Source organism: Kurthia sp. ISK08 (genome assembly GCF_046159805.1).
Taxonomy (GTDB): domain Bacteria; phylum Bacillota; class Bacilli; order Bacillales_A; family Planococcaceae; genus Kurthia; species Kurthia gibsonii.
Window position 1 is genome coordinate 15,373 of the sequence record NZ_JBJXHL010000006.1, and the last position, 19,830, is coordinate 35,202.

The following is a 19,830-nucleotide window of genomic DNA, read 5'->3' on the forward strand; positions in this document are numbered from 1 at the left end:
TTTCAGATGAAAACTAGGGCAAATCGAGCCTCATGTTAGGAAAATTCCTTAACTATTATATCTCTGTGGAATGCAGAGTAACTTTAGATAAAATAAAGCCCGGTCTTTGCCGAGCGGTTCAATTCTACGCTTTTTAACGGTAATATAGAATCGACCGTAATGTTCAAAAAAAAAGTACTCTCTCATCAATGTATGGAGAGTCTTCATATAAAATGTATCCATTGCTCTAATCATTCTAACACGACATAGACTTGTATGCAATCAATTACAATCAGGCATAATATTCTGATTTCTTTTATCGGCTATTATAAATTGAAATACTCGTTCAAACCACTCGTTTTGATCGTCACTATAACAAATATGATGTTCACCACTTTTTGAAAAATACATTTGCTTATCAACCGATTGAATCTGCTCATATAAAAATGATGCCGCTTCCTTTGGTACAACACCATCTTTTTCACCTTGTATAATCATCGTTGGTTGGTGAATTCGATGTAGGTACGGTAAGACTGTATGTACCACTTTTAAAAAATGTTTCATTGTTGGTACCGTCATATGACGCGTCTGGTTGATGGCAGCTTGCAAAAAACGTGCCTGTGCAGTTGTTAACTGCTTTCTTTGTTTGATCAGTTCCTTACATGTGAGAAATAATTTTTTTACATCCACAAATTTTGCTGCTGTACTTAAAAGAATTAATTTTTTCACACGGTAACGTAAAGCGAGGTAGAGTGCTAACAATCCCCCCATTGAAAAACCTACGACAATGACTTCATCCACTTGTTTTTCAAGTAGGCGATAAGCATTTTCAACATCACGAAACCAATGTTCAGAACTAACTCCTTTCAAATTGAGTGCCTCACCATGACCTGTTAATGTTACGACTGAACATGTCCATTCGGAGCGTTTTCCCATTAAATAGTCGACTAACGGTTGCACTTCTGTTGTATTCCCCGTAAATCCATGAATAAACAATATTCCTCGTTTCAAGTAGGCTCCCTCCATTAAAAAAAACGACTAATGTACTATACCCACATTAGTCGTTTTCTCACTGTATGTTATTGGAAGTGCTTTAGAATTGTCTCAAGCGCCATGCCACGAGAGCCTTTTAAAAGAATCATCGTTTTTTCATCAGCCTGTTGTTCAATTTTTTGAATAATTGGCTCATATGCTTGTTCAGACCAAACAACATCTACAGTTGGATATTGCATCTTAATTGCTTCATATAAAACTTTCATACGAGAGCCATATAAACAAATTGTTTGAATCTCATCAAAGTCAATTGATTCGATTAAATCATGATGATATTGTCCTTCTTGTTCACCAAGCTCTAACATATCACCAAGTACAACCCATTTATTTGGACGCATTTGAGTTGTAGACATGAACGTAAGTGCTGCACGAACTGAAGTTGGTGCTGCATTATACGCATCATTGATGAAGAGTAAAGGACCGCATGTTACAAGTTGCATACGCATATTTGTAAGGGATACTTGTTTTAAGGAAGTGCGAATTTGATCGTCTGTCAAACCGATTGTATGTGCTACTCCCATAACTGCTACTGTATTTTTCACTTGATGGCTACCGAGTACAGGAATCATAAACTGTCCATTTAATAAACCATGCACTTCAAACTGACTTCCTTCTTCATTCGTTTCAATTTGATCTGCGTATAAATCATTCGTGCTTTCAAAACCAAATGACGTCGTTTGTAGTCCTTGTTCTTGTGCGACTAATTCTTGTAATAATGGTTCGTCGCCGTCAAAAAATAAACGTCCATTTTCTTGTAGCCCTTGAATGATTTCAAACTTGGCTTTCGCAATACCAGCACGAGAGCCAAGTGCCTCCATATGCGCTTCACCAATATTTGTAATGATGACATGATGCGGCTTTGCAAGCTTCGTTAAAAACTCGATTTGTCCAAAACCATCCATACCCATCTCTAAAATGGCAAATTCTGTATCTTCGTCTAAAGATAAAATAGTAAGAGGCATACCTAATTGATTATTAAAGTTACCCTCTGTTTTTTGAACTTTATAATACGGCATAAGCGTCCCAGCAAGTAAGTCCTTTGTTGAAGTCTTACCATTGGAACCTGTAATACCAATAAAAGTTGCTTGATGTTCTGCACGATACGCTTTCGCCATCTGCTGTAACGCTTCTTCTGCATCATCTACTAAAATAACAGGAATATTCGTCGGCATATTTGGTTCATCTTTTTGCCAAAGTGTCGCCGCTGCACCTGCTTCAATTGCTTGTTGAATATACTGATGCCCGTTCGTTTTTTCACCTTTAAAAGGAATGAATAAATCTCCTGGTTGTAAGGTACGTGTATTAATCGACACACCTGTAATCCATTCCTGTTGACCATTCACAGCCTCTTGTTGTAACCAGTTAGCTACTTGTTGAACTGTTTTTTTCATTTTACTTCCGCCACCTTATTGAAAATGAAGTTGTTGTTTCTCTTCAAAACGCTCAATTCCAAGTGTGATTAGCGCTTCAATTAATTCTGGATATGAAAGACCTGTATTTTTCCACAGAATCGGATACATACTTACAGGTGTAAAACCTGGTAATGTATTCACTTCGTTAATCAATACTTCATCATCTGCTGTTACAAAGAAATCGGCACGTACTAAACCACTTCCGTCCAATACTTTAAAGGCACGTTTTGCCATGTCCGTCATTTTTTGCTCAACTACTTCTGAAACAGGTGCTGGAATTAATAATTCTGTACTACTATCTTTATATTTTGAATCATAGTCATAGAAATCAGTTAAAGGCTTGATTTCACCTGGAACAGATACTTTTGGTTCATCATTTCCTAGAACGGCCATTTCTACTTCACGTGCAACCACGCCTGTTTCGATAATGACTTTACGATCATATTTGAAAGCTACATCGATTGCCTCAATTAATTCTTGTTGATTTGAAGCTTTATTAACACCGACACTTGAACCCAGATTAGCTGGTTTTACAAACATTGGATACGTTAATTTTTCTTCCATCTCTTTTACAAGTGCTTGCTGTGATTTTTGCCATTCTTTACGAATAAAATACACATAAGGAACTTGTTTAAGACCTGCAATTTCAAATAGTTGCTTCATAACAACTTTATCCATCCCAGCAGATGAAGCAAGTACACCACACCCCACATAAGGAATGTTTAATACTTCTAAAAATCCTTGTACTGTGCCATCTTCTCCGTATGTACCATGTAGTAGTGGGAATACAATATCAAAAGGTCGCTCTTGTTGTGATAGTAAGAAACTTGAGATGTCATGTGGTTGCGCATCTTTTCCTTGATTGAATTGTAATGCTTCTACTGTTTCTACAGGTGCTGTTAAATAAGCGCCTTTCACCCATTCACCTTCACGCGTAATATAAATTGGCACGATTTCGTACTGATCATAATTTAGCGCTTGTGTCACCGCTTTTGCTGTTGATAAAGACACCTCATGCTCTGCTGATTGACCACCGTATAAAAGACCCAATTTTTTCTTCATTTTGACTTCCTCCATATACTCCATTATTTTCTTTTTATTTGGAATCTGAAAATCTTTGAACTTTACAAGACGTATTCTATTTTAGAAGGTTGCACGAATGAACCTTTTAACATATACCCAAATTTCAAGCTTTCAAAATAACATTTCTATCATAGCACTCTCAACATTTATTGGGGCAGAAAAACGTAAAAAGTTATCCTTCTTCATATTTTTTTCACCAAAAAAGCATCCCGAGTCGTTCAAGACGTTGGAATGCTCTAGGCTAATTAGTGAATATTTGCTTGAATCGTTGTTGTTGCATCATGTTTTAAAATAGCATTTAAATCATCCCAAATTTCATCTGGGAATTGAATGTCTGCTACATTACGAACTTCTAAAACATAGGCCACTTTTGGTTTCTCAACACGATACAATGATAGTAATATACCATCTTTTGCATCTTCTCTAATTTGTTCATAGTCTGTCGCCGTATAATGTGGGATACGTGAGAGTGGCTTTCTTCTCCAAAATGAAAGTGAACGTTCTTTCATCTGAATCAAATGATTGAACCATCTTGTTACAATTTGTGAGACTTCTTCTAAATCGCGCACATATACTTTTGTAAACTTCTCGCTTTTTGATTCTAAATAAACAAATCGATTTTGTAGCTGATGATAAAATGGTGAACGAATCGGCTCTTTTTTATGCCCAATGTATAATAATTCTGCTTGCTCTTGTGGTGTTAAAAGATTTAACTTTTTCTCATCGGAAAAATCGATCCAACACAAGTCGCTTTTTTTATCACTCATTTGCTTGGAAAATTTTGTTAGCTCATTCTGTTCAACAAAAGCTAATCGCGTATGCATATTAAAAGAACCTTCTTCTGCATTTTGAATATTTTTTAAAAGCAGCAGATTTCCAAGCTGATCGACTGAAAAAATGAAATCTTGTAAATTCAACCCACTAAAAATAACGAATTGATTCAATTCATTCGTATGTATATATAAATGTCTCATATAATCATCTGCAGTGCGTATTTTTTTCGACAAGTCAATCACCTCTCTCCCCATTATCTATTATAAAATGAAATACGAAAATATGAAACATTTGTGATCTGTTTTCGTCACATCTTTGGTATGAAGCGTGTTACAATAATAAGCGTTATTGTACGCCAAAAGTTATTTTACATTTTTCGTTTGAATTGTTATAAGTTGTGGAATTTTAAGGTAGATACATATTCTTTTCAACTTTGGAGTTTAATATAAGTTAGGAGTTTGCTCAATGAAAATAAAAGTGGACGGGAAAATTTTGACGCTTTTAATTGTACTCTGCGCAATCAGTTGTACATTTATTTATACAGCCGTTGCAGGCTCAAACCAGTACGGCGACCCAAAAAGTTTTGTTATTAAACAGCTTGTTTTTTATGTAGTCGGTATTATTGTCATGATTGTGATTGCCCAAACCGATATTAATAAGTTAAAAACACTCGGTGTTGGTATGTATATCTTCACATTTGTGATGTTGCTACTATTAATTGTAGCACCTGAAAGTATCGCAAAACCAATTAATAATGCAAAGTCTTGGTATCAAATTCCATTCGTCGGGACATTTCAGCCATCTGAATTTTTAAAGTTCGCCTTACTCATTTTGACGGCTTACATTATTGTGAAACATACGGAACGATATCCCGTAAAATCAATCAAACATGATTTCTTATTACTCGGCAAAATCGGTTTGCTTGTATTACCACCATCATTAATTGTCTATCAACAGCCAGATACTGGGATGATTATGTTATACTTTGCGATGATTTTCCCAATGCTGTTTTTCTCAAATATCTCGAAGAAAATTCTATTCCCAGTTTTAGCAGTTCCGATTGCGATTGTTTCAGTTGTTGCCTATATCTATATCTTTATGAATGATTTTTTCCAAAATAACCTTTTGACAAAATTATCTCCTCACCAACAGTCACGTATTCGTGGCTGGCTTGATCCTTTTAGTTATGGTGACTCTGCTTATCAAACACAAAAAGGGATTTTAGCAATTGGTTCTGGACAAGAATTTGGTAAAGGTTTATCAGGTAATAATGTTTATATACCTGAAAAACATACCGATTTTATTTTTGCTAATATTGGCGAAGAAGTCGGTTTCATCGGTGCTTCATTCGTATTGATCGTTTTATTCTTATTACTTTATCGATTTGTACAAATTGCCTTATCAAATAAGTCACAATATACATCGTTATTAACTGCAGGAATTATCAGCTTGCTGACATTCCAAATTTTCCAGAATGTCGGGATGACGATGGGGGTTCTTCCTGTAACAGGTATTACACTACCTTTCCTAAGTTATGGTGGTAGCTCACTCGTATCCAATATGTTACTCGTAGGTATTATGGCTGCTATTCAAAATGATAATGGTGATTACATGTTTACGACAAAAGAAGATTAATTAAAAACCTGTGCACGATTCACACTTCAAATGTGAACGTCACAGGTTTTTTTCATAATAAAAAACCAGCTACCCTTTTTTAAAGAAGGATACCTGATTGATTGTTTCATATGTACAAACTAAGTTGAAGTGCCTTGCACCACATCAAATTAGTTATGTGTTTGTGGTTTGTTTTTTGGCGGCGCGAGTGCTTTAAGTAATTCTAGACGAGATTTCGTTGCAGTTGCCTTCACACCAATTTTGGATAAGTTAGAAATAATTTTCGTTACATCTACTTCTCTCTTCATACTCTTACACCTCTCCTTGCTGTCATGAATTAAAACGATTTTCAAGAAAATAAGTTTCATACTTGACGGTTTTTTATTTGCTTTTTTCTTACATCTATCATATCATCTTTTGTCATTAAATTGTTTATCAATATTGTTACATCTTAATTTTTTACAAGAAATTTACAATTTTATTTCACAAAAAATTTGAATACAAATTATACTTACCACTATTTTATCTTATACTTACCACTATTTTATCTACTTTAAACTTTTAATTTCACTTTCTTGCATACCCCTATAGCGTATGTTATGTTATATATATCGTAACTCACCGGAATAGTCTTTCTATTTTACATACCCCCATTAGGTATGTTAAAGTATAACCATACAAATGAACGTAAAGGAGCGATGCTTTATGACAACTGTTCCTGAGTGTCACACAAATAATGAAGAGCGTAAAAGCCACCACCCAGAACATGTTAAGAAAAATCTGGTGACGCGATTGAATCGTATTGAAGGTCAAATTCGTGGAATTAAGGGTATGGTAGAAAAAGATGTATATTGTGACGATATCATCACACAACTCTCAGCAACACAATCTGCACTAAACTCTGTTGCAAAAGTATTATTTGAAGGACATTTAAAAGGTTGTGTCAAAGATCGCCTACAAAATGGTGACGAAGAAATACTAGACGAATTAGTCGTTACGATGCAAAAATTAATGAAAAAATAAGGAGTGCTTGAATATGACAGAAGAAATGCAATTACATGTTGAAGGAATGTCTTGTGGACATTGCGTAAAAGCAGTTGAAAGTAGTGTAGGTGCCATTGATGGTGTCGAAACTGTACGCGTTACATTGGATCAAGGATTAGTTGAAGTAACGTATAACCCTAGACAAGCCTCTGTAGAAGATATGAAGGCTGCAATTGAAGAAGAAGGATACACTGTAAAATAATTTATATTGGGTTGTCTTATATTAAGACAGCCCATTCCTTACAGAAAAATATACCCCATATAGGTATAAAAGGAGCTGGACATAATGAGTAAATCAAATGAAATTAATCTCGATATTCAAGGAATGACCTGTGCAGCTTGTGCCAACCGGATTGAGCGTGGATTAAATAAGATGGATGGTATCGAAGCTAATATTAACTTGGCACTCGAAACAGGTAAAGTAGTTATCCATAACGATATGAGCGCTGAAGATGTCATTCAGAAAATCCAATCACTGGGCTATGACGCTGTTGTTCATCAAGATGAACAAGAAGGTACAGACTATAAGCAAAAAGAAATCAAACGTAAAACAACACAACTCATTGTCTCCATTATTTTCTCTTTACCACTTTTATGGACAATGGTCGCACATTTTTCTTTTACATCCCACCTATATGTACCTGAACTATTTATGAATCCTTATGTACAATGGGGACTTGCAACAGTTGTTCAGTTTGGTATCGGCTGGCAATTCTATAAAGGAGCATACTTTGCACTCCGTAATAAGAGCGCCAATATGGACGTATTAATCGTCCTCGGAACTTCTGCTGCTTACTTTTACAGCGTATATGTTGTTCTGCGAAATGAAGCAGCCATTGAACAAGGACAAATGCTCGATTTATACTTTGAAACGAGTGCTGTATTAATTACATTAATACTCCTTGGAAAAGTATTTGAAGCGCGTGCAAAAGGTCATTCTTCTGACGCAATCAAAAAATTACTCAACTTACAACCTAAAACAGCCTTCATTGAAAAAGACGGCGAGCTACTCGAAGTACCTGCAAAAGAAGTCCAAGTAGGCGATATTTTAGTCATTCGCCCCGGTGCATCTATCCCCGTAGACGGTGAAGTAGTATCAGGTTCATCTGCTGTAGACGAATCCATGTTAACAGGTGAAAGTTTACCTGTAGATAAAACCAGTGGTTCCAATGTATTTGCTGCTACTGTTAACAGTAATGGTACACTTCGTATTAAAGCAACGAATACAGGTAATAAAACGGTGTTATCAAATATTATCAAAATCGTAGAAGAAGCGCAGGGTTCAAAAGCGCCTATTCAACGTCTTGCTGATCAAATCTCAGGGATTTTTGTTCCGATTGTGATCGGGATTGCTGTTTTAACATTCATCATTACGTACTGGGTTGTCGATACAAGCTTTATTACAGCTCTTGAACATACCATTGCGGTACTCGTTATTGCTTGTCCATGTGCACTTGGTCTCGCAACACCGACATCCATTATGGCTGGTTCAGGGCGTGCGGCTGAAATGGGTGTTCTTTTCAAAACTGCCGAAGCTCTGGAACAAACTCGTACAATTGATACAATCGTTTTCGATAAAACAGGAACCATTACAAAAGGACAACCTGTTGTTACAAACTTCTATGTGAATCGCTCACATGATGAGGAAGAAGTAATGCAGCTGATTGCTTCTGCTGAAAAAGCATCTGAACATCCTTTAGCACAAGCGATTGTGCACTATGTCGAAGAAACAATGAAAGTTCAAGCTGCAACGGATTTCCAAGCCATTTCAGGTCATGGTATTGAAGCAACAATTGAAGGCAAACAAGTAATTGTCGGAAACCAACGTCTACTTGAAAATCGTATGATTACAATTCACGATATTGAAAATTTCGATGAACAAGGAAAAACGATTATGTACGGTGCAATTAACGGACAACATGTAGCCACGATTGCTGTAGCAGATGAAGTAAAAGAAACTTCAAAACAAGCAATGGCTGAATTGCATGCTTTAGGTATTAAAACCGTTATGCTAACAGGTGACAGAGAAGCTGTTGCACAAGCAATTGCTAAAGAAGTTGGCATTGATGAAGTCGTATCAGATGTATTACCAGCTGGTAAAGCAAATGAAATCAAACGACTTCAAAAAGACGGAAAAGTTGCAATGGTTGGCGATGGTATTAACGATGCGCCTGCTCTTGCAACGGCAGATATCGGGATTGCGATGGGAACAGGAACAGACGTAGCAATTGAAGCCGCTGACATTACAATTATGCAAGGTGACTTAATGCGTGTTGTACAAGCTGTTAAAATGAGTCGTGCCACTGTTCGAAACATTAAACAGAACCTCTTCTGGGCACTCGCTTATAACTCAATTGGAATTCCAATTGCCGCAATCGGCTTACTAGCTCCATGGGTTGCAGGTGCTGCCATGGCATTTAGTTCTGTATCTGTTGTACTCAATGCCCTTCGCTTACAACGTACAAAAGTATAAACACTCTTAAGGAGAAGCTGACACATCGTCGCTTCTCTTTTTTATGCTCTTTACTGTTTTAAGTTACTTGATTACGTGTATAGGTAAAGAATGGATTATTTTTATCTATTCCTCTTTAATCTACTAGGCATATTTGATTTTTTTAGTATAGTATAGAGTGTACAAAATGAAAGAAAGGAGGACATACTATGAATAAATCATTAATGCTTCTCTTATCCGTTCAATTCCTCGTATATGTTGGATTTGGGCTTGTTATTCCTGTTCTACCACTTGTAGTAACCGAACAAGGATTTAGCGATATTCATGTGGGTGGCCTATTAACTGTCTATTCTCTCGCTAGCTTCTTCACGGCACCTATTTGGGGAAGTCTCTCTGATAAAATGGGACGAAAAAGACTTATTCTCATCGGGTTATTCGGCTTCAGTATGAGCTTCTTAATTTTTGCAATCTTCTCTGATTCATTAATCATGATGTATGTATCTCGTATTATCGGTGGTTTATTCTCTGGCGCACTTTATACATCGGTGACTGGATTTATCGGTGACTCATCTTCAGATGAAAATCGTAATATGTATATGGGCTTCATGGGGATGTCGATTGGTTTAGGCTTCATTTTCGGTCCAGCAATTGGTGGATTACTTGGTGCAATTAGTATTAATATGCCATTCTATGTATCATCTATTTTATTACTTATTTTATTAGTTTATGCATCGCTTGTGTTAAAAGACCCACCGCGTAAAGGTGAAGCCGAAAAACGTGCAATCATTCCAAAAGGAGCTTCAACTCTTTTAAAATATCGTGTACGTTATCTATTCTTCTTCTCATTCATGGTGACATTCTTATTAGCAGGTGTTGAATCAACACTTCAACTATTCCAAATTGATAAGATTAATATTACATCGGCTCAACTTGGCTCACTATTCTTATTTAGTGGATTAGTCGACTTTGCGATCCAAGGCGGTGTCGTTCGTAAAATCAAAGATGGTTCCGAATGGATTTTCATCATTATTGCACAAGTCGTAACCGCAGTTGGACTCGCTATGTTCCCATTCACAAGTAGTTTAGCATTCGCTGGTTTTGCACTCTGTGTATTTACAGCAGGTAACGCACTAGCTCGTACATTAACTACTTCGCTTGCTTCAAAAGAATCTGGTGGTAAGTATGGTACAGCCGCTGGTTTAAGCTACTCAATGGATAACTTAGGTCGAATTATCGGTCCAATGTTCTTTACATGGGTATTTACAATGCAAATCAACTTACCTTATATCATTGCGGCTTCACTCGGTCTATTATCAATCTTTGTCATCTTAACATTCAAAGCAAGTAAAAAGACATTACGTGAACCACAAGTGAAGGTTGAAAAAACTTAACTAAAAAAACAGGCTCGGTATATTGTATCTCACAATACATGCCGAGCCTATTTATTTATCACAATAAAAAGCACACCTATTTGTATGATAGATGTGCTCTCTTTATTAAACTTCTGCTAAGTTTTGAGGTTCTTTTGAGTTGAATGTATCTTTGTCTAATTCACCTGTTGCACGAGCTGATGTTACACCAGCAACCATTGAACCACTTACGTTTAACGCAGTACGTCCCATATCGATTAATGGCTCTACTGTAATTAATACACCTGCTAAAGCAACTGGTAAGTTCATTGCTGAAAGTACGATAATTGCTGCAAATGTTGCACCACCACCAACACCTGCTACACCAAATGAACTGATAGCTACAACTAAAATTAATGTAAAGATGAAACTTGGTTCAAGTGGATTAATACCGACAGTTGGTGCAATCATAACTGCAAGCATCGCTGGATAAACACCCGCACAACCATTTTGACCAATTGATACACCAAATGATGCCGCAAAGTTCGCAATTGCATCTGGCACCCCTAAACGTTTCGTTTGAGTTTGGATATTTAAAGGTAAAGTACCTGCACTCGAACGTGATGTGAATGCAAAGATTAATGTTGTTGAAACCTTCTTCACATACGTAATCGGGCTAACACCTGTTAAGCTAATGATGATTAAATGAATAACAAACATTGCAATTAATGCTGCATAGGAAGCGATGACGAATTTCCCCATGTTGTAAATCGCACCGAAATCAGAAGTAGCAACTGTTGAAGTCATAATTGCTAAAATACCGAATGGAGTTAAACGTAAAACGATTTTTACAACATTCATTACTAATGCATAAATCGCTTCAATTCCTGTTTTAATTAAATCAGCTGTTTTTGCATCCTTACGACGTACACCTAGATAAGCAAAGCCTAAAAACGCTGCAAAAATAACGACTGCAATTGTTGAAGTTGGACGAGCGCCTGTTAAGTCTAAGAATGGGTTTGTAGGTAACAGATCAAGAATTTGTTGTGGTAAAGTACGGTCGCCCATTTCCTCTGTTTTTTGAACAATTTGTTCACCACGTTGTTGTTCTGCACTACCATTCATTAATGAACTTGCATCTAAATTAAAACTTGCTGCTGACGCAATACCTACTGCTGCTGCAATACCTGTTGTTGCAACAAGTGTAATTAAAATAATGGATGCCATCTTACCAAAATTCTTACCGACAATTACTTTCGTGAATGCCGCAACAATTGAGATAAATACTAATGGCATTGCAACCATTTGTAGTAATTTCACATAACCTGAACCGATAATGTTAAACCAATCGGTTGATTGAACCAAAATATCTGATGTAGCACCATATGTAAAATGTAATGCTAAACCATATAAAATCCCTAGTCCCAAACCTGTAAATACACGTTTAGAAAAAGATACCTTCTTTTTATTCATAACGACTAATAAACTAATAAGACCAATTAAAATAACAACATTTAATATTGTTAAAAAGATACTCATGGATGTTCCTCCTCTTTGACAAAAGATATTCTTTCGTTGCTTTTCACATAATAATATAACAATACCTATCGGTCAAGTATGTTTTATTCGTAAATATAATATTACTTCTTTCCAATGAAGGAATAAGATATACTTATAAGGAAAAATTAGGAGGGAGAAATCATGTTAATTAGCGATACAACTCATCTCATTTCATATATCGTTTCGGTGACATTATTTTTCAATATCATACTTGCTCTTGCTATTATCTTTTTGGAAAGACGCGAATCATCTTCGATTTGGGCATGGCTTCTCGTACTTTTCTTTATTCCCATTGTCGGGTTTATTTTATATTTACTACTTGGACGTAAACTGACAAGACGACGTATGTTTAGATGGAGTGGACGTAAAAAGATTGGTATCGAAACATTAGTTGACTATCAAATTGAATCGATTAAAGAAGGTAGTTTTGAATATAAATTATCTGAAACAGCTTCAAAATATAAAGAACTTATCTACATGAACTTGTTATCAAATCACGCTGTTTTAACACAAGATAATCACATTCATATCTTCGATGATGGACAAGATAAATTCGATCGTCTTTTAGAAGATATTGCTGAAGCTAAACATCATATCCATATTCAATACTACATTTTTAGATTAGATCGACTAGGCACACGCATTTTAGATGCACTCATTGAAAAAGCGAGGCAAGGTGTACAAGTGAGAGTCCTCTATGATGAAATGGGATCACGCGGTGTGCATAAAAAAGATTTTAAAGCTTTAATTGAACAAGGAGGAGAAGTAGAAGTATTCTTCCCGTCTGTTCTTCCTTTAATCAACCCACGTATGAACTATCGTAACCACAGAAAAATTGTTGTAATTGATGGAAAAGTTGGTTATATCGGTGGCTTTAACGTAGGTGATGAATATCTAGGTTTAAAAGAGAAATTTGGTTACTGGCGTGATACGCATCTACGTATTAATGGCAGCTCTGTTCAACCATTACAAACACGTTTTTTACTTGATTGGAATCAAGCATCTGATCGTAAAAATTTAGAGTATGAAGATAGTTTCTTCCCAACATTTTATCGTCAAGGGAATACAGCTATTCAAATCGTATCATCTGGACCTGACTCAGATTGGGAGGCAATTAAAAACGGTTATATTAAATTAATTAATATGGCTAAAAAATATGTATATATTCAAACACCTTATTTCATTCCCGATGATGCTTTTATTAACGCTGTACGCATTGCTTGTCTATCTGGAATTGATGTACGCATTATGATTCCAAATAAACCAGATCACATTTTTGTTTACTGGGCAACTTACTATTATGTTGGTTTATTAATTGAAGCTGGCGCAAAAGTATATGTTTATGAAAATGGCTTTTTACACACAAAAATGGTCGTAATTGATGACGAAGCAGCTTCTGTCGGAACGGCAAATATTGATTCACGAAGCTTTAAATTAAACTTTGAAGCAAATGCGTTTATCTATGATACCGATGTAGCACATCAACTGGCTGAACTATTTGAACGCGATATTTTATATTCTTCTGAGCTAACACCTGAAAAATATAAAAATCGTTCAACCATCATTAAACTGAAAGAATCTATTTCTCGATTGCTATCACCTATTTTATAACGAAAAAGAACTCCTGTATGACTTGTTTATAATCATACAAGAGTTCTTTTTTATTATCCTTTTGCACCGAGATATTCTTCTAATGTCGAGTTATTCTCATAAATTTCTGTCGCTATTTTTTCACCTACATAGCGGAAATGCCACGATTCATGTTTATACCCTGTGACTTTTTCTTTTCCTTTTGGATAACGCATAATAAAACCATATTTATGTGCATTTTTAGCTAACCATTTACCTGCTTCTGTTTCACCAAAACGGTCATCCGCATAGTCTCCTGGCTTTCCTACCTCACCGATATCAAAGGCTAAGCCTGTTTGATGTTCGGAAAACCCTGGACGCGCACTATACGTATCTGCAGCCTCTTTTCCATCTCTTTTCACATAGCCATCATATAAAACTTTTTGACGATCGTATGAGCGATATGTGCTAAATGCATCAAATGTATATCCTGCTTTTTTAGCCGCTTTATTTAATTGTTCAAATGCTTTTCGAGCTTCTTTACTTTCACCTGGCGCAAAATTTTGAGGCATTGGATATACTTTGTTCGCAATTAAAACACCTTTTACATAGTGTTCTTTTTTAGGTGTTTTTTGATTAATAATATAACCACCTGCATCTCTTTTCTCTTGTTCTTTTTCAGTGTTAGTCGTTTGCTGTGATGTTTGTTCTTTTTTGGGTTCGTTCGATTGCTCTTTTTGCTCACTACAAGCTGCTAATAGAATGCTACTACTTAGTAAAAGTGTTGCAGTCCATGTAAATGTTTTTAATCGCATCACTTTTCCTCCTTTATTCTCTGTTCCTTTTATCTTCACTAAAAATGCAGCATCTCATCAAGAGATCCTGCACTTTTCATTACTTGATTGATTCAATTGTAAGACGTTACTTACATAAAAAGGTTCACAAATAGAATACCTGCTGAAGCAATACCGAAGAAAATCGATAAATTGCGCATCCAGCGTGATTCTTTTTCAAAACCTTTTGAAGCCATATCTTTTGCACGCACTGCATTTGTTAATGTAAACATAAGTGTAATACAAAATACTGCCCAGTTGAAATTTTGTTTAATTAGTAAGAATACCGCTAATACACTCGTAATTAAAACGGCGATTCCCATAATTCTTTTCGACACGTTTATTTTCCTCCTCTAATAAAAAAGGCTGTCCTCTTTTACATGCAACTGAGAATCACAGATGGATTTTCAATTGTATTATGTAAATAGAGAGACTGCCTTTGTCTAAGCTCAACACTTATTTTTTCTTTTTCTTCTGTTGTTTCGCAGCACGCTCTGCTGGTGTTAATTTACGTTTTTCAGCGGGAGCTTCTGGTTCAGATTCAACTGTACCACCGAATAGCTTTTTCTTTGGTGCAGGTTCTTGACCTTCTGGTACTGCTGGTGGATATAGCTTACGTCCAATGATTGTTTGAAGTACAAGTAGTGCACCACTAACAGACCAATATAGAGGTAAAGCAGCCATACTTGTGAACGAAATGAACATGATCATAATCGGTGAGATGTACATCATAAGCTTCATTTGTTTCTTTTGTTGCTCTGGAATTGTCCATAGAGATACTTGTGCTTGGAAGAAGTATACAGCACCCGCGATTAATGTCATCGCAATATCCGGATCGCCCAGTTTGAACCATAAGAAGTGATGCGATTGTACATCTGCAGAATAACGAATTGCATAGTACAGACCCATGATAATCGGCATTTGAATAATCATTGGTAAACAACCCATGTTTAATGGATTTACACCATGCTTCTTATATAGTCCCATCATTTCTTGTTGTAGAGCCATTTGCTCTTCTTTAGACTTCGCTTGCTTTAATTTCTTTTGAATATCGTCCATTTCAGGCTTTAACTTGTCCATTTTTTCTTTCATACCTTGTTGATTCTTATAGTTACGAATCATGAATGGCATTAAAATAAGACGTACTAAAACTGTGATAATAATGATGGCACCACCATAACCACCATCTAGAACTGTATTACCAAAGAAATCAATTAAAAACTCCATCGGCTTTACGAATGTGCTATAGAAGAAGCCTTCTTGGTTCTCTACTGCTTCACATCCCGCTAAAATAAACGGCGCTAAACCGAGGATTGAAATTAATCCTAGTTTCTTTTTCACTATTTTCACCTACATCAATTTTTTCACTACTGTGAAGTATACAGTATGTTAGTACAATTAATCAAATCAAAGAAAGGTACATTTAAGACATTTTATAAAATTCTTTCTGGTAGTTGAAAACGGAAATACTCATGATCAACTTGATCGCGGAAATGTTTTGGTGTTAACCCAACATATTTTTTGAAAATTCGCGTGTAATAACTTTGGTTACAGAAGTGGAATTGCTCAGAAATGTTTGAAATACTTTTGTTCGTATGACGCAAGTAATACTGTGATTCTTCCACACGACGTACATTTAAATATTCAACTAATGTAATGCCCACATGTTCCTTAAAAATTCGAGATAAATGTGATGTACTGATTGAGAAATGAAGTGCAATATCTTCAACTGATAAGTCAGTCTCTACTTCGTCATCTATGTACATAATTACTTTGTTTACAGTTTGATGCTTATAAGAAGGCTGTTTTCTTTCTGAAATTACATAAATGTAAAATTCAATTAAGTCATCTGCGAACTGTAAAAATTCAGCATCGTTCATTCTTTCATCAATCATCTCTACGCATGCTGCGTTAAATGCAAATGCTTTTTTAAATGGAGCTTGATTCTCTACTAATTTGCGTGTTACCACAGAAGATAAAACAACGAAGTAGTGTCGAATTGCTCGGAAAAAGTGCTTGCCTGAACGCTCTGAAAGAATATCAATTAGCTTGCCTAGTGTTTCTTTTGCAGCTTCTTCTTCTAATTGATAAATTTCTCTTACTAATTGCGCTTCAATATCAAAGAATTTGTCGATACCATCGTAGCGATTCATCGTTTCAATTTCTTGAAAGTATCGCTTTGAAATAGCTTCTGAAATCGAATATTGGTGTTGTAGCATAAGCTTCCCCATCTTTCTAAAATTACGCATTTTGTAATAACCCACTTTATACTATATAACGAAAATAGTAATATGAAAATAGTTTTAACCCTATTCACACAAAAAATGTAAAAAAATATAAATTGAGCCTTTATACTTACTTTCCTTACACACAAAATACCTGTTTTTTATAAAAATTATACATTAATATTAATTAAAGGGAAAGACCACGTTCCTGTTTTTTATGATAAATTTTGCATTTTTTTCACAGATATATACTATTTTTTTCGACTGTAATTCCATAAAATGAAGCTATTTATCGTTCAATTTTATCATATAACTACTTTTTTCAGGTTGTTTTATTTTCTTTTCTTAAATTTACCTCATTGATGTAGTAAAATGTTATAATAGTGTGTAAAATAAGATTATGAGAAGACAAGGAAAGAAACGAGGTATGAATTAATGGATCCAAGATCAATTGAGGAATTGATAGAGGTTATTAAGGAGTTTTTCCCGGACAATACATCAATTGTTGTTTCAGACACAAAAGAGTATCTTTATTACCAACCAAGTAAAAAGATTGATTTAAAAATCAAGCCGGGTGACCCAATTCCAGAAGGTTCGGCAACACATAAAGCACTAGATTATGGTCAAAAAATTAATTCATTTATTGAACCAGATATCTTTGGTGTTCCTTATTACGGTATGTCAATTCCACTTATGGAAGAAGGCGAGCCAAAAGGTGCAATTACAGCGGTATTCCCACAAAAGCCATCACCATTCTTAACAAATTATATTACAGTCAAAATTGATGATTGCTGGTACCCTGTAAAACACAATGAAGTGATCTACTTAGAAACACAACTTCGCAAAACTTTCGTTAAGACGATGTCTAAAGAAGGTTACCACCGTTTAAATTTAAGTGATTTAGAATTATTCTTATCGCCAGATACCTTTATTCGATGCCATCGCTCATATATCGTTAACATTGATTTCATCGATGAAATCCAACCAGACTCACATTCAACATTTTTATTAATCATGAAAGACGGCACAAGAATACCTGTCAGCCAACGCTATGCAAGTTACTTCCGTCGCTCTTTAGGTTTTTAGTTTATATGTAAATCCAAAGTATGCTTTTAATAGCTACTTTGGATTTTTTCTTTTTTATACCATATTTCATTTGTTATTGTATTGTTAAAACTATATTGTAGAAATATTCTATTTTCTATTTTCAGCAAATATTTTCCCTATTAATCATTTTTTAAACCCTTTCATGCATTAAAGAACTATATGTGACAATTTAGTGATAAAATTTTTTTGAACTAAATTTTCCAAAAAAATAATATTTATTCTAGATAGAAAAGGGGAGTTTTTCATGGTTGCAAAAGTTGAAGAAAGATTACGCGCCACAGCACTTGCTCATAAAGTAATGTCTGCTGAAGAAGCGGCTCGTATTATTACAGATGGTATGACTCTTGGTTTAAGTGGCTTCACTCGTGCTGGAGATGCTAAAGCTATTCCAATGGCATTAGTTGATCGTGCAAATGCTGGTGAAAAATTTAAAGTAAACGTATTCACAGGTGCTTCATTAGGTTCAGATATTGATGCTTTAATGTCAGACGCTGGAATCGTTAATAAACGTCTTCCATTCCAATTAGACCGCACAATGCGCAGTCATATCAATAAGCAAGATATGTATTTTGTGGACCAACATTTATCAGTAACAGCTGAATACTTACGTCAAAATGCTATCGATGCAATTGATGTTGCTGTAGTAGAAGCTGTCGCAATTACTGAAGATGGTATGTTAATCCCAACAACTTCTGTTGGTAACTCACCAATCTATGTTCAAACAGCTAAAAAAGTTATCATTGAGTTAAACTTGGCTTCATATGAACAATTAGAAGGTATTCATGATATTTATGTACCAGAAGCACAGGGCGAACGTGGACCGATTCCACTTGTAAACGCTTCAGATCGCATTGGTACAATCGGTATTCCATTAGACTTTGATAAAGTAGCTGCAATCGTATTAACAGATCAAGTAGATACACCAACTACAATGACTGCAATTGACGATGAAACACAACAAATCGCAGATCATATTATCGACTTCTTCCGTAAAGAAGTAAAAGAAGGTCGTCTAACAGAAACTCTTGCACCATTACAATCAGGTGTTGGTTCTGTAGCAAATGCTGTTCTTGGCGGTATGGCAAACTCAGAATTCAAAGACTTAGAAGTTTATTCAGAAGTACTACAAGACTCTGTATTCGATTTAATCGATGCTGGTAAAGTAAAATTCGCTTCTGGTTGTGCAACTTCTCTTACAGCTGAAAAATTGGACGCTGTATTTGGTAACTTAGAACGTTATAAAGATAAACTTTGCTTACGTCCACAAGAGATTTCAAACCATCCTGAATTAGTTCGTCGTATGGGTTTAATCGCGATGAATACAGCACTTGAGTTTGATATTTATGGTAACGTAAACTCTACACACGTAGCAGGTAACAAAATGATGAATGGTATCGGTGGTTCTGGTGACTTCGCTCGTGCTGCACGTACGTCCATCTTCATTACAAAATCATATGCTAAAGAAGGCAAAATCTCATCAGTTGTACCATTCGTTTCACACGTTGACCACAACGAACATGATGTAGATGTTGTTGTAACTGAACAAGGTTTAGCTGATTTACGTGGTTTAGCTCCACGCGAACGCGCTGAACTAATTATCGAAAAATGTGTACACCCTGATTACAAACCAGCGTTACGCGCTTACTTAGAAGAAGCGAATACACGCGGCGGGCATACACCTCACGTACTTGAAAAAGCATTCTCATTCCATACGAACCTAGCTCAATATGGTCAAATGCTTCCTCCTGTACATGCTTAATTTATGATACAAAAAAG

At 35.6% G+C, this 19,830-nt stretch carries 18 protein-coding genes; 8 read left to right on the forward strand and 10 right to left on the reverse strand.

Annotated features, from left to right (window positions below; all coding sequences use genetic code 11):
• Window positions 1–261: 261 nt before the first annotated feature.
• From ACKVQX_RS11250 to ACKVQX_RS11265, 4 genes are all read right to left on the reverse strand, one after another.
• Window positions 262–990 carry a carboxylesterase gene (locus ACKVQX_RS11250; RefSeq protein ID WP_121177152.1) on the reverse strand — a complete coding sequence of 243 codons (729 nt, stop codon included), beginning with the start codon at window positions 988–990 and terminating at the stop codon, window positions 262–264.
• Window positions 991–1,058: 68 nt separating this feature from the next.
• Entirely contained in the window at window positions 1,059–2,423 is a 1,365-nt protein-coding gene (gene murF, locus ACKVQX_RS11255) for a UDP-N-acetylmuramoyl-tripeptide--D-alanyl-D-alanine ligase (protein WP_285215496.1), read from the reverse strand.
• A gap of 15 nt (window positions 2,424–2,438) precedes the next feature.
• Window positions 2,439–3,506 (reverse strand): D-alanine--D-alanine ligase, encoded by a 1,068-nt coding sequence (locus ACKVQX_RS11260; RefSeq protein ID WP_068450578.1) that lies wholly within the window; start codon window positions 3,504–3,506, stop codon window positions 2,439–2,441.
• A 266-nt stretch (window positions 3,507–3,772) separates the two neighbouring features.
• Entirely contained in the window at window positions 3,773–4,543 is a 771-nt protein-coding gene (locus ACKVQX_RS11265; RefSeq protein ID WP_307723178.1) for a hypothetical protein, read from the reverse strand.
• A 223-nt stretch (window positions 4,544–4,766) separates the two neighbouring features.
• On the opposite strand from ACKVQX_RS11265, the gene ACKVQX_RS11270 reads away from it, so the two are divergent.
• Window positions 4,767–5,936: an FtsW/RodA/SpoVE family cell cycle protein gene (locus ACKVQX_RS11270; protein ID WP_082701337.1), complete on the forward strand. Its 1,170-nt coding sequence runs from the start codon at window positions 4,767–4,769 to the stop codon at window positions 5,934–5,936.
• 149 nt (window positions 5,937–6,085) lie between these two features.
• On the opposite strand, the gene ACKVQX_RS11275 is transcribed toward ACKVQX_RS11270, so the two are convergent.
• Window positions 6,086–6,223, reverse strand: coding sequence for an Lmo0850 family protein (locus tag ACKVQX_RS11275; protein WP_165442666.1), 138 nt, complete (start codon window positions 6,221–6,223; stop codon window positions 6,086–6,088).
• Window positions 6,224–6,620: 397 nt separating this feature from the next.
• Between ACKVQX_RS11275 and ACKVQX_RS11280 the strand changes: the two genes are divergently transcribed.
• The 4 genes from ACKVQX_RS11280 (at window position 6,621) to ACKVQX_RS11295 (ending at window position 10,802) form a co-directional block, all read left to right on the forward strand.
• Window positions 6,621–6,938 (forward strand): metal-sensitive transcriptional regulator, encoded by a 318-nt coding sequence (locus tag ACKVQX_RS11280; RefSeq protein ID WP_068450576.1) that lies wholly within the window; start codon window positions 6,621–6,623, stop codon window positions 6,936–6,938.
• Between the two features lie 13 nt (window positions 6,939–6,951).
• On the forward strand, window positions 6,952–7,161 hold the full coding sequence (copZ, locus tag ACKVQX_RS11285) for a copper chaperone CopZ (protein WP_068450575.1): 210 nt from the start codon (window positions 6,952–6,954) through the stop codon (window positions 7,159–7,161).
• An 84-nt stretch (window positions 7,162–7,245) separates the two neighbouring features.
• Window positions 7,246–9,432 (forward strand): heavy metal translocating P-type ATPase, encoded by a 2,187-nt coding sequence (locus ACKVQX_RS11290; protein WP_409136328.1) that lies wholly within the window; start codon window positions 7,246–7,248, stop codon window positions 9,430–9,432.
• 188 nt (window positions 9,433–9,620) lie between these two features.
• Window positions 9,621–10,802, forward strand: a complete 1,182-nt coding sequence (locus ACKVQX_RS11295) for an MFS transporter (RefSeq protein WP_068450572.1) — start codon at window positions 9,621–9,623, stop codon at window positions 10,800–10,802.
• A 105-nt stretch (window positions 10,803–10,907) separates the two neighbouring features.
• Here ACKVQX_RS11295 and ACKVQX_RS11300 read toward each other — a convergent pair whose 3' ends face one another.
• Window positions 10,908–12,299, reverse strand: coding sequence for an L-cystine transporter (locus tag ACKVQX_RS11300; RefSeq protein ID WP_285215501.1), 1,392 nt, complete (start codon window positions 12,297–12,299; stop codon window positions 10,908–10,910).
• Between the two features lie 162 nt (window positions 12,300–12,461).
• On the opposite strand from ACKVQX_RS11300, the gene cls reads away from it, so the two are divergent.
• On the forward strand, window positions 12,462–13,931 hold the full coding sequence (cls, locus tag ACKVQX_RS11305) for a cardiolipin synthase (protein ID WP_087681108.1): 1,470 nt from the start codon (window positions 12,462–12,464) through the stop codon (window positions 13,929–13,931).
• Between the two features lie 53 nt (window positions 13,932–13,984).
• Here the strand turns inward: cls and ACKVQX_RS11310 are convergent, their stop codons facing one another.
• The 4 genes from ACKVQX_RS11310 to ACKVQX_RS11325 form a co-directional block, all read right to left on the reverse strand.
• On the reverse strand, window positions 13,985–14,704 hold the full coding sequence (locus ACKVQX_RS11310; RefSeq protein WP_068450567.1) for a D-alanyl-D-alanine carboxypeptidase family protein: 720 nt from the start codon (window positions 14,702–14,704) through the stop codon (window positions 13,985–13,987).
• A gap of 110 nt (window positions 14,705–14,814) precedes the next feature.
• On the reverse strand, window positions 14,815–15,060 hold the full coding sequence (locus tag ACKVQX_RS11315; RefSeq protein ID WP_231726970.1) for a hypothetical protein: 246 nt from the start codon (window positions 15,058–15,060) through the stop codon (window positions 14,815–14,817).
• 118 nt (window positions 15,061–15,178) lie between these two features.
• Window positions 15,179–16,063, reverse strand: a complete 885-nt coding sequence (gene yidC, locus ACKVQX_RS11320; RefSeq protein WP_068450565.1) for a membrane protein insertase YidC — start codon at window positions 16,061–16,063, stop codon at window positions 15,179–15,181.
• 92 nt (window positions 16,064–16,155) lie between these two features.
• A complete protein-coding gene (locus tag ACKVQX_RS11325; RefSeq protein WP_068450564.1) occupies window positions 16,156–16,941 on the reverse strand; it encodes a response regulator transcription factor in 786 nt (261 codons plus the stop codon).
• Window positions 16,942–17,382: 441 nt separating this feature from the next.
• Between ACKVQX_RS11325 and ACKVQX_RS11330 the strand changes: the two genes are divergently transcribed.
• Together ACKVQX_RS11330 and ACKVQX_RS11335 are read left to right on the forward strand one after the other, a co-directional pair.
• Window positions 17,383–18,033, forward strand: a complete 651-nt coding sequence (locus ACKVQX_RS11330) for a LytTR family DNA-binding domain-containing protein (RefSeq protein ID WP_068450562.1) — start codon at window positions 17,383–17,385, stop codon at window positions 18,031–18,033.
• Between the two features lie 265 nt (window positions 18,034–18,298).
• Window positions 18,299–19,813 (forward strand): succinate CoA transferase, encoded by a 1,515-nt coding sequence (locus ACKVQX_RS11335; protein WP_068450560.1) that lies wholly within the window; start codon window positions 18,299–18,301, stop codon window positions 19,811–19,813.
• Window positions 19,814–19,830 lie beyond the last annotated feature (17 nt).

Excerpts from the sequence above, each read along its gene's own strand:
- ACKVQX_RS11270 (WP_082701337.1), top strand. The coding sequence starts at position 4,767 with ATGAAAATAAAAGTGGACGGGAAAATTTTGACGCTTTTAATTGTACTC.
- copZ (WP_068450575.1), top strand. The coding sequence starts at position 6,952 with ATGACAGAAGAAATGCAATTACATGTTGAAGGAATGTCTTGTGGACAT.
- murF (WP_285215496.1), bottom strand. The coding sequence starts at position 2,423 with ATGAAAAAAACAGTTCAACAAGTAGCTAACTGGTTACAACAAGAGGCT.
- ACKVQX_RS11295 (WP_068450572.1), top strand. The coding sequence starts at position 9,621 with ATGAATAAATCATTAATGCTTCTCTTATCCGTTCAATTCCTCGTATAT.
- ACKVQX_RS11275 (WP_165442666.1), bottom strand. The coding sequence starts at position 6,223 with ATGAAGAGAGAAGTAGATGTAACGAAAATTATTTCTAACTTATCCAAA.
- ACKVQX_RS11325 (WP_068450564.1), bottom strand. The coding sequence starts at position 16,941 with ATGCTACAACACCAATATTCGATTTCAGAAGCTATTTCAAAGCGATAC.
- ACKVQX_RS11260 (WP_068450578.1), bottom strand. The coding sequence starts at position 3,506 with ATGAAGAAAAAATTGGGTCTTTTATACGGTGGTCAATCAGCAGAGCAT.
- ACKVQX_RS11280 (WP_068450576.1), top strand. The coding sequence starts at position 6,621 with ATGACAACTGTTCCTGAGTGTCACACAAATAATGAAGAGCGTAAAAGC.
- ACKVQX_RS11330 (WP_068450562.1), top strand. The coding sequence starts at position 17,383 with ATGGATCCAAGATCAATTGAGGAATTGATAGAGGTTATTAAGGAGTTT.
- ACKVQX_RS11335 (WP_068450560.1), top strand. The coding sequence starts at position 18,299 with ATGGTTGCAAAAGTTGAAGAAAGATTACGCGCCACAGCACTTGCTCAT.
- ACKVQX_RS11310 (WP_068450567.1), bottom strand. The coding sequence starts at position 14,704 with ATGCGATTAAAAACATTTACATGGACTGCAACACTTTTACTAAGTAGT.
- cls (WP_087681108.1), top strand. The coding sequence starts at position 12,462 with ATGTTAATTAGCGATACAACTCATCTCATTTCATATATCGTTTCGGTG.
- ACKVQX_RS11290 (WP_409136328.1), top strand. The coding sequence starts at position 7,246 with ATGAGTAAATCAAATGAAATTAATCTCGATATTCAAGGAATGACCTGT.
- ACKVQX_RS11300 (WP_285215501.1), bottom strand. The coding sequence starts at position 12,299 with ATGAGTATCTTTTTAACAATATTAAATGTTGTTATTTTAATTGGTCTT.